The following is a 17,403-nucleotide window of genomic DNA, read 5'->3' on the forward strand; positions in this document are numbered from 1 at the left end:
GACGGGCCCTACGCTCCCACGCCTGCCGGAGCCGCTTCGGCCCGGGCGAGCATGTCCGCCCACATCTTCGGGAAGTCCGGCAGGGTCTTCGCGGTCGTCGCCACGTTCTCGATGAGCACGCCCTCCACCGCCAGGCCGATCACCGCGCCGGCCGTGGCCATCCGGTGGTCGTCGTACGTGTGGAAGGTGCCGCCGTGCAGCGTGCGCGGGCGGATCCGCAGACCGTCCGCGGTCTCCGTGACATCGCCGCCCAGCCCGTTGATCTCCTTGGTGAGCGCCGCCAGCCGGTCCGTCTCGTGCATCCGCAGGTGCTGCACCCCGCGCAGCACCGACTCCGAGTCGGCCAGCGCCGCGACCGCCGCGATGCCCGGGGTGAGCTCGCCGACCTCGCCCAGGTCCACGTCGATGCCGTGGATCTTGCCGGTGCCGGTGAAGACCAGGCCCGCGTCCGTCAGCTCGCAGGAGCCGCCCATCTCCGTGAAGATCCGGCGCAGCGCGTCACCGGGCTGCGTGGTGCGGCGCGGCCAGTCCGGGATGGTGACCGTGCCGCCGGTGATCAGGGCCGCCGCCATGAAGGGCTGCGCGTTGGACAGGTCCGGCTCCACGACCAGGTCGCGGCCGAGCAGGGCGCCGGGGGCGACCCGCCAGACGTTCTTCTCGCCGCCGGACTCGGGGGTGTCGACCTGGGCGCCCGCCGCGCGCAGCATCTCCACCGTCATCCGGATGTGCGGCATGGACGGCAGGTTGGTGCCCACGTGCCGGACCTCGACGCCCTGGTTGAAGCGCGGGGCGGAGAGCAGCAGCGCGGAGACGAACTGCGAGGAGTTGGTCGCGTCGATCTCGACGGTCCCGCCCTCCAGGGCCCCGCCGCCCTGGACGGTCAGCGGCAGCGCCCCGCGGCCGTCGTCGTCGATGCGGGCGCCGAGCGTGCGCAGCGCCGTGATGACCTGGCCCAGGGGGCGCTCGTAGGAGCGCGGGTCGCCGTCGAAGCGGATGTCGCCGGCGGCGAGGGTGGCGACGGGCGGCAGGAAGCGCATGACCGTGCCCGCGTTGCCGACGTCGACCGTGGCCGGGCCGTGCAGCGCGGCCGGGATGATCCGCCAGGCCTCGCCGTTGTCGCCCTCGCCGGCGGAGCTGGACGAGACCGTCTCCTCGATGCCGACGCCCAGCGCGCGCAGCGCGTCGGACATCAGCTGGGAGTCGCGCGAACGCAGCGGGCGGCGCACCCAGCCCGGCTCGGAGGCGAGCGCGGCGAGCACAAGGGCGCGGTTGGTGACCGATTTGGACCCGGGCACGGTGACGGTGGCCTGGACGGCGGTGTCGGCGAGCGGGGCGGGCCAGAGGGCGGGGAGCGCGGGGGTCTCGGTCATGGCCACCACTTTAGTGGCTTCCCATGGCCACAGATCTTGATCACCGGGGAGTCTCGGCGGGCGGACACCCGTCGGCCCGGGCCGGTCCGCGGTCGGCCGGAGGGGTGCGGCGGTCGGTCGGCAGCCCGTCAGCGGCCCGTCAGAGGGCCAGAAGCCAGCGGCCGCCGCCGACGAGGGAGGACAGCGCCACCACGTGGAAGAGCAGCAGCCACACCACCGGATGCACATGGGTGAGCCGTCCGAGCTGGTCCGCGTCGGAGTCGGGCGCCCCGCCCGCCCGTCGCCCGGCCACCACCCCTGAACGAGACGCCGCCGCGCCGCTGTGATGACGGCGCTTCGCCCCCAGTTCGAAGACCGGCCGGACGCCGCCGAGGAGCAGGAACCACACCACGGCGTACGCGAAGACCGCCTGCACGTCCGCCGGGGCCAGCCAGGAGACCAGTACGAAGGTGGCGCCCGTGGCAACCACCGACAGCAGCCCGTACGCGTTGCGGATCATCACCAGCACCGCCAGGAGCAGGGCGGTCGCCGCCCACAGCAGCAGGGTGATCCGGTGCGCCGAGAGCAGGGCCGCGCCGCCGAGGCCGAGCAGGGAGGGCGCCGTGTACCCGGCGGCGGCGGTGAGGACCATGCCGAGGCCGGTGGGCTTGCCGCGGCTGACGGTGACCCCGCTGGTGTCCGAGTGCAGCCGGATCCCGTCCAGGCTGCGGCCCGTCAGCAGGGCCAGCAGTCCGTGGCCACCCTCGTGCGCGATGGTGATCGCGTTGCGCGACAGGCGCCACACCGGCCGGGGGCCCACGGCCACGAGTGCCGCCAGCCCCGTCGCGATCACCAGCCACTGGTCGGGCGCCGCCTGTATGCCGGTGAGCCGGTCCCACAGGCCGGCCGCAGTGCTGGTGTTCATGAGGTGGCGGACTCCTTGTGGCGGCGATCGGGTGACATGGCAGTGTGGCAGCCATGTGCGGAAGGTATGCAGCGAGTCGTGGGCCGGAGGAGCTGGCCGAGGTGTTCGGGGTGGAGCGGTGGGAGCCGGAAGAGGCTCTGGCGCCCGACTGGAACGTGGCTCCGACGAAAGAGGTCCACGTCGTCCTCGACCGTCCACTGAAAGACGCCCCGAATCCGCGTCCGGTTCGCCAGCTGAGGGTCCTGAAATGGGGACTCGTCCCCTCCTGGGCCCAGAATCCCGACGGCGCCGCCCGGATGATCAACGTCCGGTCCGAGACCATCGCGGAGAAGCCGTCCTTCCGCCGCCCCTTCGCGCAGCGCCGCTGCGTCATCCCGGCGGACGGCTACTACGAGTGGGTCACCGCCCACGACGAGCGGCAGCTCGAGGTCGAGGGCAAGAAGAAGCGGGCGCGCAAGCAGCCCTACTTCGTCCTCCCCGCCGACGGCTCCGTCTTCGCCATGGCCGGGATATACGAGTTCTGGCGCGACCGGACCCTGCCCGACGAGCACCCGCTCGCCTGGTGGGCGACCTGCTCGGTGATCACCGCCGAGGCCGAGACCGGTCCGCTCGGCGCCGCCCCCGCCGAGGGCCCGCGCTCGCTCGCCGACATCCACCCCCGGATGCCGCTGATGCTCACCCCGGACCGGTGGGACGCCTGGCTGGACCCGGCGCGGACCGACCCCGACGAGCTCCAGGCCCTGCTGGCCCCGCCGCCCGGCGGGCTGATGCGCGCCTATCCGGTGTCCACGGCCGCGAGCAACGTCCGCAACAACGGGCCCGAACTGCTGGAGGAGCTGGAAGGGCCGGAGGAGGGCACGCTCTTCTGACGGCCCGGCACTCACCCCGGCGGCCGCCGCCGACCGGCATGATCGGGGGATGAGCAGCACGCGCACCGAGAGTGTCGACACCCCGGCGGGCGAGGCCCGCGTCACCTGGCACCCGGCCCCGGCGGGCAAGGCCCGCCTGGTGCTCGCCCTGGGCCACGGAGCCGGCGGCGGGATCGAGGCCCGGGACCTCCAGGCCCTGGCCGCGGCCCTGCCCGCCCTGGGGGTCACCGTGGCGCTGGCCGAACAGCCGTGGCGGGTCGCGGGGAAGAAGGTCGCCGCCGCGCCCAAGGTGCTCGACGAGGGCTGGAGCGCCCTGTGGCCCGCCTTCGCGGAGCCCGGGCTGCCCGTCGTCGCGGGCGGGCGCAGCGCCGGGGCCCGGGTGGCCTGCCGGACCGCCGCGGAACTGGGCGCGGCCGGGGTGCTCGCGCTGGCCTTCCCGCTGCACCCGCCGGGCCGGCCTGAGAAGTCCCGGGCGCAGGAGCTGCTGGGCGCCGGGCGGCCGGCGCTGGTGGTCCAGGGCGGCCGCGACGCCTTCGGGAGGCCGGAGGAGTTCCCGGCGCGGGGAGCGCGCGGAGCCTCGTACGAGCTGGTGGAAGTGGAGGGCGGGGACCACGGCTTCGCCGTCCTGAAGAAGACCGGTCCCACCCAGGAGGAGGCCCTGGCGGTGATCACCGGGGCGGTGGCCGGGTGGCTCGGCCGGCTGCCGGTGTGACCTTGGTCCCGAAACCCGCGCCCCGCCCGGGAATGTGCCGCAGCGGCCTTCTGTTGTCCCGGATGTCGGTACGTACGGGAAGACGTCGGAGGAGAGGCACCGCATGACCCAGGTCATCAGCCAGAACCGTCCGCAGGCCGCTGACCTGGACTGGACAGTGCTGCCCGCGCCCAAGCGCGGCTTGGCTCGGGCGGCGGGCGACCGGGATGGTCGACTATTCTCCGATTCGAGCGGGTCCGCTTTCGGAGTCGCCACGCAGTCGGAGGAGGTGGGTCCTGTCGCCGGGACCGACGAAGGCCACGCGGAGGAGACGACCCCGGAGCGCAATGCGCGCTTCGAGAGGGACGCCCTCGGCTACCTCGACCAGATGTACTCGGCCGCCCTGCGCATGACGCGCAATCCGGCCGACGCCGAGGACCTGGTCCAGGAGACGTACGCGAAGGCGTACGCGTCCTTCCACCAGTTCCGCGAGGGCACCAACCTGAAGGCGTGGCTGTACCGCATTCTGACCAACACCTTCATCAACTCGTACCGCAAGAAGCAGCGCGAACCCCAGCGCAGTGCGGCGGAGGAGATCGAGGACTGGCAGCTTGCGCGCGCCGAGTCGCACATGTCGACGGGCTTGCGTTCCGCCGAGTCGCAGGCTCTCGATCACCTGCCCGATTCCGACGTGAAGGAAGCGCTCCAGGCCATTCCGGAGGAGTTCCGCATCGCGGTCTATCTTGCCGACGTAGAGGGCTTTGCGTACAAGGAGATCGCGGACATCATGGGTACACCCATCGGTACGGTCATGTCGCGACTGCACCGTGGCCGCCGTCAACTCCGTGGAATGCTTGAGGACTACGCCCGTGAGCGCGGGCTCGTCCCGGCCGGCGCGGGAGAGTCGAACGACCTGAAAGGCTCGGGCTCATGAGCTGCGGAGATGCGCACGAGACGGAGTGCTCCGAGGTCCTGGACCACCTTTATGAGTTCCTGGACCAGGAGATGCCCGACAGCGACTGCACGAAGTTCGAGGCGCACTTCGGCGAGTGCAATCCCTGTCTGGAGAAGTACGGCCTGGAACAGGCCGTGAAGAAGCTGGTCAAGCGCTGCTGCGGATCGGACGACGTGCCGACCGACCTGCGCTCGAAGGTGATGGGACGGATCGAGCTCATCCGTTCGGGGCAGGCCGTGCCGGATCATGACATTACGGCCGGGCCGCCCGCGCCGGCGGTCGCCGAGCCGATGCCGGGATCCGCCTCGGGCTGAAAGGCCGAAAACCGGCCATACGCGCCGGTGAAGTAGTACCCGATTGAACAATCCCGAACAGCCGCCCCCGGAAGGGCACTTCCTTCACCCGAAGGTGGTAATCCGGGGGCGTCCGCATGGCGCAATGCAAAAATGTGGCCCACCTCGCTCCCGGGCCCACTTATTCTCCCCATTCGGTACTGGTTTGATTCGTACCTGACTTGCACGGCTCAGGGGGAGGAGAGCGCCATGCGGGTACTTCCGCCGTTGGCGCGCGCCTACGTCCTGTGCGCCGTCCTCGCGGCCTGCGCGTGCGTCGCGCCCGCCGTCACCGGTTCCGCCGCCCTGTGGCCCTCCGTCGGCCTGCTCTCCGTGCTCTACCTCGGCTGCGAGCTCGTCAAGGTCTGCCCGCTCATGGGCCGCCGGGTGCCCGAGGGGCTCGGCTCCTTCTTCCCGGTGGTGCTGGCCGCCGTGTTCCTCCTGCCGCCGGCCGCCGCGGCCCTCGTCGCGCTGCCCGGCGGACTCGCCGGGACCGTGACGGCGCGGCCCGCCTGGGTGCGGCGCGTCTGGCACGGGGCGCAGCAGTCCATAGCGGCCTGGACCGCCGGGCAGGTCTACGGGGTGCTGGGCGGGACCGAGGCGCTGGGCGGAGGCTCCTTCGGCGGGACCGGGCCGCCGGGCCCGGACGGACCCGCGGGCCCGGCCGCCTGGGTCGCCGACTTCCCGTACGTGATGGTGCCCGCCGCCGCCGCGGCCGTCGCCTTCTGCCTGGTGCTGACCGCCCTCGACGGCGGCATCCTGGCCGCCGCCGAACGCCGGCCCGCCGCCACCACCTGGCGCGGACTGCTGACCCGGTCCCTCGCCCCGCACTGCGTGCACGGCCTCGCCGGGCTGATGATGGCCGTCATGTGGCGCAGCCCGTACGGACTTCCGGCCGCACTGCTCGTCATGCTGCCGATGTACATCTCCTGCTGGGTCTTCGCCCAGTACCACCGCGAGCGCGCCGCCCACCAGGCCACCATCCGGGCGCTGGTCCAGGCCGTCGACATCAAGGACCGCTACACGCGCGGCCACAGCGAGCGGGTCGGCCAGGCCTCGGCGATGATCGCCCGCCAGCTGGGCATGGGCGAGGAACGCCTCGAGGTCGTCCGCATCGCCGGGATCCTGCACGACGTGGGCAAGCTCGGCGTCCCGACCCGGCTGCTCCGCAAGGACGGACCGCTGACCCCCGAAGAGCGCAGGATCATCGAACTCCACCCCGAGTACGGACACGAGATGGTGCGCGGCATCGGCTTCCTGGGAGAGGCCCGCGCGGCGATCCTGCACCACCACGAGCGGGTGGACGGCTCCGGCTACCCGTACGGGCTGACCGGGGAGCAGATCCCGGTGCTGGCCCGGGTCGTGGCGGTCGCCGACGCCTTCGACGCGATGACCTCGACCCGGTCGTACAGCAGGGCCCGGCCGGTCCCGGTGGCGCTGGCCGAGCTGGAGCGGTGCGCCGGGGCCCAGTTCGACCCGGAGATGGTGCGGGCGCTGGTCGACGCGATCGGCCGCCAGGGCTGGCATCCGAAGGTGACCTCGGACGACGACCTCCAGGTGATCCCGGCCGGCGGTGGCGAGCCACAGTTCGGGGAAGGGGCCGCCGCCGGGGCCCGGGGGGCCGTACGGGAGGCCGTGCCCGCCGGTGCGGCGCTGACCGGACTGCCCGCCCAGGCCGCCCCGGCCGGAGCCGCGCCGCAGGCCCGAGGGGCCGGAAGCCCGCTCCAGGCCGCCGGGGCCGGGGACCCCTGCCACTGCGTCCCGGGACCCGCCGCCGAGCCCGGAGCGGCGGTCGAGGAGGCGCCGGGAGCCCCCGGCTCCCCGTCCGCCCCCGCCGCGGGAGCGAAGGCGTGAGGGGCTGGGCCGTCGGCATCGTGCGCGGAGCCGCCGCGGTGCTGACCGTGGCCGCGCTCGGGCACACCGTGTGGAACGGCCTGGTCGAGCCGGGCATCGCCCTCGCCTTCGGCACGCTGATCACCATCGGCGAGCTGGCCCGCCGGGACAGCGGCGACGCCGCCCGCCAGCAGCCCGCGCCGCTCGGATCCGCGGGGGCGCTCGCGTACGCCCTGCTCGGGCAGAACGCCGGAGCCCCCACCCACCACGGAGTCCTGCAGATCGTCGCCGTGGTCGTCACGGCCGCGCTCCTCGGGATCGTTCCGCACATCGCCCGGGGCCGCGGCCCCGCCCTCGACCACCTGGCCCGCCGCGTCCTCACGGTCACCTTCGCCGCCGTCTGCTTCCAGCCGCTCTACAACTCCGGGCAACTGGAGCACTGGGTCGGCCAGGGCCCGTACCTCGTGCTCTTCCTGGTCTTCCTCCTCGGGCTCACCGCCCTGTGCGACGCGGTCCTCGGCGCCGCCCTCGCCGGGGCCCGCACCGGCTGGCCGTTCGCCCCGCTGCTCCGCGACGAGCTCTGCGCCCAGTTGGGCATCGGCTCCGCGATCTGCGCCACGGGCGTGGTCATGGCCCTCGGGGTCGCCGTCGCGGGCCTGTGGGCGGTGCCCGTCTTCAGCGTGCCGCTGCTCCTGACCCAGATGTCCTTCCACCGGATCACCGCCATCCGCACCACCTACCGCCAGACCATCACCTCCCTCGCCCGCGCCACCGAGATCGCCGGCTACACCCGGCCCGGCCACTCCCGCCGGGTCGCCGCGCTGAGCTGCGCCGTGGGGCGGGAGCTGGGCCTCTCGGAGCGGGAGCTCACGGTGCTGGAGTACGCCGCCCTCATGCACGACATCGGGCAGCTCTCCCTCGTCGACCCGGTCCCGGCCGGGGCCACCGCCGAGCTGCCCGAGGCGGAGGCCCGCCGGATCGCCGGGCTCGGCGGGGAGGTGGCCCGCCAGACGGGGGTCCCGGCCGAGGTCGCGGTGGTGGTGGAGCTGCAGGCGGACCCGTACCGCGACCAGCCCGTCGCCGCCCGGATCGTGCGCGCGGTCAACGCGTACGAGGACCTCAGCAGGCACGCCGGCGGTGCCCGTCACCCGGGCGGCTCATTGGAGGCCCTGGAGCGGCTGCGGCTGGGGACCGGGCGCGACTACCAGCCGGAAGTCGTGGAATGTCTCGCCAGGGTGCTCGCACGGGGCGGACGTGCCAGAGTCGGACCCGTCCCGCCTGGGTAACCCATGGGTAATGAGCGGCTGTCCGAGTGGGCATGGTTGGATGCCAGTGAGAGTGTTCCCAGCAGGAGTGTTCCCAGCAGGAGTGTCCCGAGCAAGAGTGTCCGGCAGGCGGGAATCGTGAGGATCTTCGGGAAGGTACGGCATCGGCCCTCCGCCTCGTGGCGGCAGGCCACCGACCGCGCGTTCACGCTGATCGGCGACGGTCGGTACGAGGACGCGGGCGCGCTCCTGACCAGAGCGGCGGACCTGGAACCCTGGCTGTCCGAGTCCTGGTTCAACCTGGCGCTGCTCCACAAGTTCCGCCACGACTGGGAGCAGGCCCGGGCCGCCGGGCTGCGCGCCGTGGCCCTGCTCGACCGGGAGACCGGCGCCCCGGACTGGTGGAACGTGGGCATCGCCGCCACCGCGCTGCAGGACTGGCCGCTGGCCCGCCGGGCGTGGCAGGCGTACGGGCTCAAGGTGCCAGGGGACCCGCACGGCGCTGGCGCCGGCGGCGGTCACTCCAACGGCGAACCGGTCGGCATGGAGCTCGGCAGCGCGGCCGTACGGCTGTCGCCCGAGGGCGAGGCCGAGGTGGTCTGGGGCCGCAGGCTCGATCCGGCCCGCATGGAGGTCCTGTCGATCCCGCTGCCCTCCTCGGGGCGGCGCTGGGGCGAGGTCGTCCTGCACGACGGGGTCCCGCACGGCGAGCGCGTCACGGCGGCCGGGCCGTCGTACCCCGTCTTCGACGAGATCGAGCTGTGGGCGCCCTCCCCGGTGCCGACCTGGGTGGTGCTCCTGGAAGCGGCCACCGAGGCCGACCGCAACGCCCTGGAGCAGCTGGCCTCCGACGCCGGCTTCGCCGCGGAGGACTGGTCCTCCTCGGTGCGGCTGCTGTGCCGGACCTGCTCGGAGAGCGCGATGCCGAGCGGTGAGGGCGACGGCGAGCACCTGGACCCGCACGACCACAGCGAACCGGGCCACCCCGGCCCCCTGGGGCACCGTACGGCCGGGTCCGGATCCCTCTGGGTGCCCGAGCGGGAGTGCGGGATCGCGGCGCCGGCGGGCCTGGTGCGCGGGCTGCTCGACGGCTGGGTCGCGGACAGTCCGGACAGCCGGGAGTGGCGGGATCTCGAAGAAGTCTGCTGAGCCGGGGCCGTAGTCTGTACCGGCACATCGGTGACTGGTGGACTTACGGAAGGCGTACGGCGGACATGGCGCAGCAGGAGAACGACGTTGTCGAGGTCGATGTAGTCGGCGGGGCGAACGACGGGTACGTCGTCGACACCGAGGACTGTGAGGCGCGCGAGCTCGCCCACCGCGAGCGCGGCACCGCCCGCCCGATCACGGTGGTCGGCAACCCGGTCCTGCACCGGGAGTGCAAGGACGTCACCGAGTTCGGCGACGAGCTGGCGCAGCTGATCGACGACATGTTCGCCAGCCAGAAGGCCGCCGAGGGCGTGGGCCTCGCCGCGAACCAGATCGGCGTCGACGCCAAGGTCTTCGTCTACGACTGCCCGGACGACGACGGCAACCGCCACACGGGCGTGGTGATCAACCCGAAGCTCGTCGAGCTGCCGGCGGCCGCCCGGATCCTGGACGACTCGAACGAGGGCTGCCTGTCGGTCCCGACCGCCTACGCCTCGCTGGCCCGCCCGGACTATGCCGAGGTGACCGGCCAGGACGCGCAGGGCAACCCGATCAAGGTGCGGGGCACCGGCTACTTCGCGCGCTGCCTCCAGCACGAGACCGACCACCTGTACGGCTACCTGTACATCGACCGGCTGTCGAAGCGGGACCGCAAGGACGCGCTGCGGCAGATGGAAGAGGGCACCCCGCGCTACGAGACGGTTCCGAACGCGTAGCCGACCGTTTCCCTTCCCCTTCCCCTTCCCCTTCTCGTTCTCGTTCACGTACGCGAAAGGCGCCCCGCTCCGGTCAGGAGCGGGGCGCCTTTCGCGTGGAGCGGCACGGCCTAGTCCCAGCCGAGGTCGCTCGGGTCGGGCGTGGCCGGGTGGCGGCCGACGGCCCGGATGGTGCGAGTCATGAGACCCCCTGTCGTATGCGAACGAGCAAACGGTAGGGCGAAAACGATCAAGAAGGGAAGGGCTTCCCGACCACTTCATCAAGTCGGTCGGACATCAGGCCGCGGACGGGCCCTGGAAGGTGCGCCGGAAGGCGTTCGGAGTGGTGCTCAGCGTCCGCAGGAAGTGGTGGCGCAGGGCCGCCGCGGTGCCGAACCCGCAGCGGCCCGCGATCGCGTCGACCGTCTCGTCGGTGGCCTCCAGCAGCTCCTGCGCCAGCAGGACCCGCTGGCGCAGCACCCACTGGTACGGAGTGGTCCCCGTCTCCTGGAGGAAGCGGCGGGCGAAGGTCCGCGCGGACATGTGGGCCCGCTCCGCGAGCTGCTCGACCGTGATCTCCTCCTCCAGGTGGCGGGCCATCCACCCGATCACCTCGCCCACCGTGTCGCAGGAGGTGCGGGGCAGCGGGCGCCGGATGTACTGCGCCTGCCCGCCGTCCCGGTGCGGCGGTACGACCATCCGCCGGGCGATGGTGTTGGCCACCTCGGCGCCCTGTTCCTGCCGGACGAGGTGCAGGCACGCGTCGATCCCGGAGGCGGTGCCGGCCGAGGTGATCACCGGGCCCTCGTCCACGTAGAGGACGTCCGGGTCGACCCTGGCCCGCGGGAAGCGGCGGGCCAGGGCCGGGGCGTGCATCCAGTGCGTGGTGCAGCGCCGGTCGTCCAGCAGCCCGGCCGCGCCCAGCATGAAGGCCCCGCTGCACACGCTCAGCACCCGCGCGCCCCGGTCCACGGCCCGCCGCAGGGACTCCAGGAGCGGCTCCGGGTACACCCGGGTGGGGGCCTCGCGGTCGGCGGGCAGGCAGATCAGATCCGCCTCCTCCAGCCGCTCGGGTCCGTGGGGGAGCGTGAGGCGGTAGTGGCCGTCGCCCACGGTGATCGGGTTCTCCTCCATCGCGCAGACGGCGAAATCGTAGGTCGGCAGGCCCATGGCGCTGCGGTCGACCCCGAAGACCTCGCAGAAGATGCCCATCTCGAAGGGGGTGACCCCGTTCACCACGGCCACGGCCACGTTGTTGAGGGAGGAAGGCTTCAGCATGCCTCCAGTGTGGCAGTAATTCGTTCTTCTATGACAGTCCTGCCACTGTCGGGTTTCGGCCGCCCTGGCGAGAGTGGAGTCATGAACACCTTGCTGAGCTACCTGACCGTTCTCGCCGTTGCCGCCCTCCTGCTGACCCCCTCCCTTTACGGGGCCTTGCGCGAGAGCCGCCTCGACCGGCAGATCCGTGCCGCCGAGCGGGCCGAGCCGGTCCGGCCGGACCGGCCGACGGAGGTCATCCGAGCTCCGGATCCCGCGTCGCCGTCACGGTCCAGCCGGGGTGCCGGCCCGTCAGTCTCCTCTTCGAGCGGATCAGCATCCGCACCGACGCGGTCGGCGCGGCCGATGCAAGCACGCACAGGCCCCAGGGCGGCGGCGCGGGGGTGACGGCGTCGGCGGCGAGGGCCGTGGGCGGGGCGGGGAAGTCGGCGCGGCTGCTGTTGAGGTTGTAGCCGTGCTGGACGGTGACCTTAAGTCCCGCCGCCGCTTGCTTGGAGTTACGGATTGCTCACTTATCGTGCTGGTTTTCAGGTAATCTGAGACGGGGGTGACAGCGGTGCGGGTCGCTCAGACGTGCAGGTTCCGGGGAAAGAACAAGGCCCCGAAGTGGAGGAAGCCCGACGGCGGGATCGTGTCGGTGATGGTGCTGCCGCTGGCTGTCGCCGACCCCGCTGAACTGGCCCGGCTGGAGAAGCTGTTCGGGGCGATGTGGTCGGTCAAGCGGGCTGTCCAGCGTGACGCCCGCGCCAAGGTCGACGCCTACTGGGCCGCCGACCACGAGCGCGCCCGCGACGGGGCGAGGACGGTGCGGCAGCGCCTCGGACTGTCCCGTGAGGCGCTGGAACGCTGCGCGTACAAGCACCTGGAAGACGCAGGGCACTTGAAGCACCATGCTTCGAAGGCCCTGGCCATGCACATGGCGGACGAGGTGTGGAACGGTGTCCAGCGGCACCTGTTCCCCGATGTCACCGGCAAGCGGCACGGCCGTCCGAAGACGGGCCGGTGGCATGACTTCACCCGCATTCCGGGCCGTGCCCGCTCCCACACGGCCGAACGAAAGTGGGAAACCTTCCGGCTCGTCGGTTCTCTCCACGGTCACACGGTGGCCTACACCGACGGCGGCCGGCGCACCGTTGCCCAGCCGCGCCGGATGCGAGTGCCGGCAGCGCTGTCCGGCACCGTGCCCACGGGGAGCACCACCGCGTCGGGGAAGCCCGGCACGCGGAAGGCGACCTGGTGGGACCACTCCGGTCCGCTCGCTGTGGTGTTCGCGGGTGGCCCCGACTCCGGCCGGGGTGACCTCGTACTTCCCGTGCGTATCCCGCAGCAGCCCGGACAGTGGGCACGTGTCGAGCACTTTCTGTCGAATCCCGGCCGTTGGCACAAGGTGGATCTCGTGCGGCGTCGGAAGGCGTCCGCGCCGGGCGGCTGGGTGTACGAGGCGCATCTGATGATCCTCGGCCCCGGCTACACCTCCCTGGCCGTCCGGGCCATGCGCGAGCAGGCCGCCACTCTGGACCGGATCGGTGGGGTGGACGGCAACGTCTCCAACGTATCGATCGTTTCCCTGCCCGCCAGCCTGGACCCTGCCGACGGTCAGCCGCAGTCCACCGAGATCACCATCAGCCCCGAGGAGCGGGCGCTGCTGGAGCGGGAGGCGAAGAAGCGGCGCGGCCGGGTGCGGGCGCTGGAGCGCTCCCGCCGCGCCACGAATACCGTGCATTACGGGCTGTCGAAGAAGCAGGCCCGACGGGCGGAGCGCCGAGTAGACAGGGGTCTGACGCACAAGGCCGTCACCGTTCCCGGCGGTGCCCGTGCTGCCCGCGTCGATGGGGTGCCTAAGCAGGCGTTCCGCCGCGACCGGATCTCAGGCGGTTACCGGGAGCTGCGCGCCCGCCAGGCCGAAGCCGCCGCCTCCGCCGCCGCACACCGCAGCCACCGCGCCCGCACCATGGCTCGCGAGATCATCGCCATCCACGGCCCCACGCTGGTGGTCGAGGACTGCGACATCCGCACCTGGTACCGGCTGTGGGGCAAGCGACTGTCCCAGACCACCCCCGGCCTGCTCATCGCCGCACTTGAGCGTGAATGCCAGGCCGCGGGCGGCCGTCTCGTACGGGCCTCCACCTGGTCCACCGCGCTGTCTCAGCACTGCCTGTGCGGCGAACGCGTCAACAAGTCGCTGCGGGACCGGGACCACAAGTGCATCGCGTGCGGCCTTGTCGGCAAGCGCGACATGGTGTCCGCCGCCCTGGCCGCGTTCGTCCGCTTCGCCGACGTGGACGACCCAACGACCGCGTACCTGGACACCACCGCGTCCCGGCGCGCACAGATCATCTTCTTCGAAGGGCTGGAAGAAGCCCTGCGGGAGTCAACCACACCGTGCCAGAACACCCCTCGGGGTGCTGGCCGCGTGGCAGTTCCACGGCAACGCCGTGGAACCTCTGCTCCCCGAACCGCCGGACGACGGTCCCGAGCGACCCCGGATGAGACACGCCCCAAGCGTGACCACGCCGGAAAGCCCGGACACCGCCCCGGCTGCAACCCGCAGCTCACCCTCTGGTGAATTGCGGATCAAGTCTTAGAAGTCCTCGTCCAGGTCGACCGTGCCCTCGACCGCGACCTGGTAGGCCGACGGGCGGCGCTCGAAGAAGTTCGTCAGTTCCTGGACGCCCTGGAGCTCCATGAAGGAGAACGGGTTCTGCGATCCGTAGACCGGCGGGAAGCCGAGGCGGACCAGGCGTTGGTCCGCGACGCATTCCAGGTACTCGCGCATCGACTCGGTGTTCATGCCCGGCAGGCCGTCACCGCACAGGTCGCGGCCGAACTGCAGCTCGGCCTCGACGGCCTCCCTCAGCATGTCGACGACCTGCTGCTGGAGCGCGTCGTCGAAGAGCTCCGGCTCCTCCTTGCGGACGGTGTCCACGACCTCGAAGGCGAAGTTCATGTGCATGGTCTCGTCGCGGAACACCCAGTTGGTGCCCGTGGCCAGGCCGTGCAGCAGGCCGCGCGAGCGGAACCAGTACACGTAAGCGAAGGCGCCGTAGAAGAACAGCCCCTCGATGCACGCCGCGAAGCAGATCAGGTTCAGCAGGAAGCGGCGGCGGTCGGATGCCGTCTCCAGGCGGTCGATCTTCTCGACAGAGTCCATCCAGCGGAAGCAGAACTGGGCCTTCTCGCGGATCGAGGGGATCTCCTCGACCGCGTCGAAGGCGGCCGCGCGGTCGTCCGGGTCGGGCAGGTAGGTGTCGAGCAGCGTCAGGTAGAACTGGACGTGCACGGCCTCCTCGAACAGCTGGCGCGACAGGTACAGGCGCGCCTCCGGGGAGTTGATGTGCTTGTACAGGGTCAGCACCAGGTTGTTCGAGACGATCGAGTCGCCCGTCGCGAAGAACGCGACCAGGCGGCCGATCATGTGCTGCTCGGAGGGTGTCAGCTTCGCGAGGTCCGCGACGTCCGAGTGGAGGTCGACCTCCTCGACGGTCCAGGTGTTCTTGATCGCGTCGCGGTAGCGCTCGTAGAAGTCCGGGTAGCGCATGGGGCGGAGCGTGAGCTCGAAGCCCGGGTCCAGGAGGTTCTTCTGGTCGTTGGAGCTCATTACTGGCAGGCCTCGCAGGACTCGGGGTTTTCAAGGGAGCAGGCCAGCGCGTCGGCGTCGACGGCCTGCGGGAGCGGGGTGGCGGCCGCCGGGACCGTGCTGCCGGAGGCGGCGCGGGCGATCTTCGTCGCGGGGCGGGAGCGCAGGTAGTACGTGGTCTTCAGGCCCTGCTTCCAGGCGTACGCGTACATCGAGCTGAGCTTGCCGATGGTGGGCGTCTCCAGGAACAGGTTCAGCGACTGCGACTGGTCAAGGAACGGCGTACGGGCCGCCGCCATGTCGATCAGTCCCCGCTGCGGGATCTCCCACGCGGTGCGGTACAGGTCGCGCACCTCGGCCGGGATCCAGCCGAAGCCCTGGACCGAGCCGGAGGATTCGCGCAGCGCCTCGCGGGTCTGGGCGTCCCAGACGCCGAGCCGCTTGAGCTCCTGCACCAGGTAGCCGTTGACCTGGAGGAACTCCCCGCTCAGGGTCTCGCGCTTGAAGAGGTTGGAGACCTGCGGCTCGATGCACTCGTACACGCCCGCGATGGAGGCGATGGTCGCCGTCGGGGCGATGGCGAGGAGCAGGGAGTTGCGCATGCCGGTCTTCGCGACCCGGGCGCGCAGCGCGTCCCAGCGCTCCGGCCAGTTCAGCTCGACGTCGTAGTGGTCGGGGTGCAGGACGCCGCGCGCGGTGCGGGTCTGCTCCCAGGCGGGCAGCGGGCCGCTGCGCTCGGCCAGGTCGCAGGAGGCCTCGTACGCCGCGAGCATGATGCGCTCGGAGAGCTTCGTGGACAGGGCCTTCGCCTCGGGGGAGTCGAAGGGCAGCTTGAGCTGGAAGAAGACGTCCTGGAGACCCATGGCGCCCAGGCCCACCGGGCGCCAGCGGGCGTTGGAGCGGCCGGCCTGCTCGGTCGGGTAGAAGTTGATGTCCACGACGCGGTCGAGGAAGGTGACGGCGGTGCGGACGGTCTCGTCCAGGCGCTCCCAGTCGATCTCCCGACCGTCCGCCGTGTCCACGACGAAGGCGCCGAGGTTGACCGAGCCGAGGTTGCAGACGGCGGTCTCGCCGTCGTTGGTGACCTCGATGATCTCGGTGCAGAGGTTCGAGGAGTGGACGACGGTGCCCGGCTCGGCGGTCTGGTTCGCCGTGCGGTTGGAGGCGTCCTTGAAGGTCATCCAGCCCTGGCCGGTCTGCGCGAGGGTGCGCATCATCCGGCCGTAGAGGTCGCGGGCGGGCATGGTCTTGCGGGCCAGGCCGGCCGCCTCGGCCTCGCGGTAGGCGGCGTCGAACGCGTCGCCCCACAGGTCGACCAGCTCGGGGACGTCGGCCGGGGAGAACAGCGACCAGTCGGCGTCGGCGTTCACGCGGCGCATGAACTCGTCCGGCACCCAGTGCGCCAGGTTCAGGTTGTGGGTGCGGCGCTGGTCCTCGCCGGTGTTGTCGCGGAGCTCCAGGAACTCCTCGATGTCAGCGTGCCAGGTCTCCAGGTAGACGGCGGCGGCGCCCTTGCGGCGGCCGCCCTGGTTCACGGCGGCGACGGAGGCGTCGAGGGTCTTCAGGAACGGGACGATGCCGTTGGAGTGGCCGTTCGTACCGCGGATCAGGGAACCGCGGGCGCGGATGCGGGAGTACGAGAGGCCGATGCCGCCGGCGTGCTTGGAGAGGCGCGCGACCTGGTGGTAGCGGTCGTAGATCGAGTCGAGCTCGTCCAGCGGGGAGTCCAGCAGGTAGCAGGAGGACATCTGCGGGTGCCGGGTGCCGGAGTTGAAGAGGGTGGGGGAGGAGGGCAGGTAGTCGAGGCGGCTCATCAGCCGGTACAGCGAGGCCACTTCCTCGACGGCCGTGACGCTCTCGTCCGCCGCGAGGCCGCAGGCCACGCGCAGCATGAAGAACTGCGGGGTCTCGATGACCTGGCGGGTGATGGGGTGGCGCAGCAGGTAGCGGCTGTGCAGGGTGCGCAGGCCGAAGAAGCCGAAGCGGTCGTCGGCGCCCTCGGCGAGCGCGTGCGCGACCAGCGCGTCGAGCCGGTTCGCGTGCAGGCGTACGAAGTCGGCGGTGCGGTCGGCGATCAGGCCCTCGCGGTGGCCGACCTCGACGGAGCCGGAGAAGGAGGTGGCTCCCTGGCCGGCGGCCTCTTCGCGCACGGCCAGCGTCAGCAGGCGGGCGGCGAGGCGGGAGTACGCCGGGTCCTCGGAGATCAGTCCGGCGGCCGCCTCGGTGGCGAGCGTACGGAGCTCCGCCTCGTCGGCGGCGGCGCTGCGGCCGCGCAGGGCGGCGGCGGCGACCCGGCCGGGGTCGGTGTCGGGCAGGTCGGCGGTCAGCTCGGTGAGCGTGCGCAGGAGCGCGGCCCCCGGACCCTCATAGGCGGACGGGTCGGACTCGGCGCGCGGTGCGGAAGGCGCGATGGTCACGGGGGGAGCTCTCCCTCGCTCGGCTCCGGGAACACCGTTGGTGCGGGGCGCGAGGGGGCGCACGTGGG

Annotated in this window: 14 protein-coding genes; 9 read left to right on the forward strand and 5 right to left on the reverse strand. The window is 72.0% G+C overall.

The genetic code is table 11. From position 1 onward, the window contains the following. Window positions 1-8: 8 nt before the first annotated feature. Window positions 9-1,370 (reverse strand): 3-phosphoshikimate 1-carboxyvinyltransferase, encoded by a 1,362-nt coding sequence (gene aroA / locus AC061S_RS19190; RefSeq protein WP_478687179.1) that lies wholly within the window; start codon window positions 1,368-1,370, stop codon window positions 9-11. A 139-nt stretch (window positions 1,371-1,509) separates the two neighbouring features. Beyond that, window positions 1,510-2,274, reverse strand: a complete 765-nt coding sequence (locus AC061S_RS19195; RefSeq protein ID WP_478687180.1) for a M50 family metallopeptidase — start codon at window positions 2,272-2,274, stop codon at window positions 1,510-1,512. A 53-nt stretch (window positions 2,275-2,327) separates the two neighbouring features. Here AC061S_RS19195 and AC061S_RS19200 point away from each other — a divergent pair, with 53 nt between their 5' ends. The 8 genes from AC061S_RS19200 (at window position 2,328) to def (ending at window position 10,084) form a co-directional block, all read left to right on the forward strand. Beyond that, a complete protein-coding gene (locus AC061S_RS19200; protein WP_478687181.1) occupies window positions 2,328-3,143 on the forward strand; it encodes an SOS response-associated peptidase in 816 nt (271 codons plus the stop codon). A 49-nt stretch (window positions 3,144-3,192) separates the two neighbouring features. Next, on the forward strand, window positions 3,193-3,855 hold the full coding sequence (locus AC061S_RS19205) for an alpha/beta hydrolase family protein (protein WP_478687182.1): 663 nt from the start codon (window positions 3,193-3,195) through the stop codon (window positions 3,853-3,855). A 268-nt stretch (window positions 3,856-4,123) separates the two neighbouring features. After that, window positions 4,124-4,768 carry a sigma-70 family RNA polymerase sigma factor gene (locus AC061S_RS19210; protein ID WP_008741505.1) on the forward strand — a complete coding sequence of 215 codons (645 nt, stop codon included), beginning with the start codon at window positions 4,124-4,126 and terminating at the stop codon, window positions 4,766-4,768. Beyond that, window positions 4,765-5,103 (forward strand): mycothiol system anti-sigma-R factor, encoded by a 339-nt coding sequence (rsrA, locus tag AC061S_RS19215; RefSeq protein ID WP_478687183.1) that lies wholly within the window; start codon window positions 4,765-4,767, stop codon window positions 5,101-5,103. Before AC061S_RS19210 ends, rsrA begins: the two co-directional genes overlap by 4 nt. A 228-nt stretch (window positions 5,104-5,331) precedes the next feature. Continuing rightward, window positions 5,332-6,975 (forward strand): HD-GYP domain-containing protein, encoded by a 1,644-nt coding sequence (locus tag AC061S_RS19220; protein WP_478687184.1) that lies wholly within the window; start codon window positions 5,332-5,334, stop codon window positions 6,973-6,975. Then, window positions 6,972-8,240, forward strand: a complete 1,269-nt coding sequence (locus AC061S_RS19225; RefSeq protein WP_478687185.1) for an HD-GYP domain-containing protein — start codon at window positions 6,972-6,974, stop codon at window positions 8,238-8,240. Before AC061S_RS19220 ends, AC061S_RS19225 begins: the two co-directional genes overlap by 4 nt. Before the next feature lie 117 nt (window positions 8,241-8,357). Then, the gene (locus tag AC061S_RS19230) at window positions 8,358-9,368 is read left to right on the forward strand and encodes a tetratricopeptide repeat protein (RefSeq protein ID WP_478687186.1); all 1,011 of its coding nucleotides are present in this window, start codon (window positions 8,358-8,360) and stop codon (window positions 9,366-9,368) included. Between the two features lie 65 nt (window positions 9,369-9,433). Beyond that, a complete protein-coding gene (gene def, locus AC061S_RS19235) occupies window positions 9,434-10,084 on the forward strand; it encodes a peptide deformylase (RefSeq protein WP_478687187.1) in 651 nt (216 codons plus the stop codon). 276 nt (window positions 10,085-10,360) lie between these two features. On the opposite strand, the gene AC061S_RS19240 is transcribed toward def, so the two are convergent. Continuing rightward, entirely contained in the window at window positions 10,361-11,341 is a 981-nt protein-coding gene (locus tag AC061S_RS19240; RefSeq protein ID WP_478687188.1) for a helix-turn-helix domain-containing protein, read from the reverse strand. Window positions 11,342-11,981: 640 nt separating this feature from the next. On the opposite strand from AC061S_RS19240, the gene AC061S_RS19245 reads away from it, so the two are divergent. Next, window positions 11,982-13,907: a transposase gene (locus AC061S_RS19245; RefSeq protein WP_478687189.1), complete on the forward strand. Its 1,926-nt coding sequence runs from the start codon at window positions 11,982-11,984 to the stop codon at window positions 13,905-13,907. Window positions 13,908-13,922: 15 nt separating this feature from the next. Here AC061S_RS19245 and AC061S_RS19250 read toward each other — a convergent pair whose 3' ends face one another. Further along, window positions 13,923-14,939 (reverse strand): ribonucleotide-diphosphate reductase subunit beta, encoded by a 1,017-nt coding sequence (locus AC061S_RS19250; RefSeq protein ID WP_478687190.1) that lies wholly within the window; start codon window positions 14,937-14,939, stop codon window positions 13,923-13,925. Beyond that, entirely contained in the window at window positions 14,939-17,335 is a 2,397-nt protein-coding gene (locus tag AC061S_RS19255) for a ribonucleoside-diphosphate reductase subunit alpha (protein WP_478687191.1), read from the reverse strand. The genes AC061S_RS19250 and AC061S_RS19255 overlap by 1 nt, the downstream gene beginning before the upstream one ends. Window positions 17,336-17,403: the final 68 nt, after the last annotated feature.

The organism is Streptomyces sp. CA189, assembly GCF_056428985.1.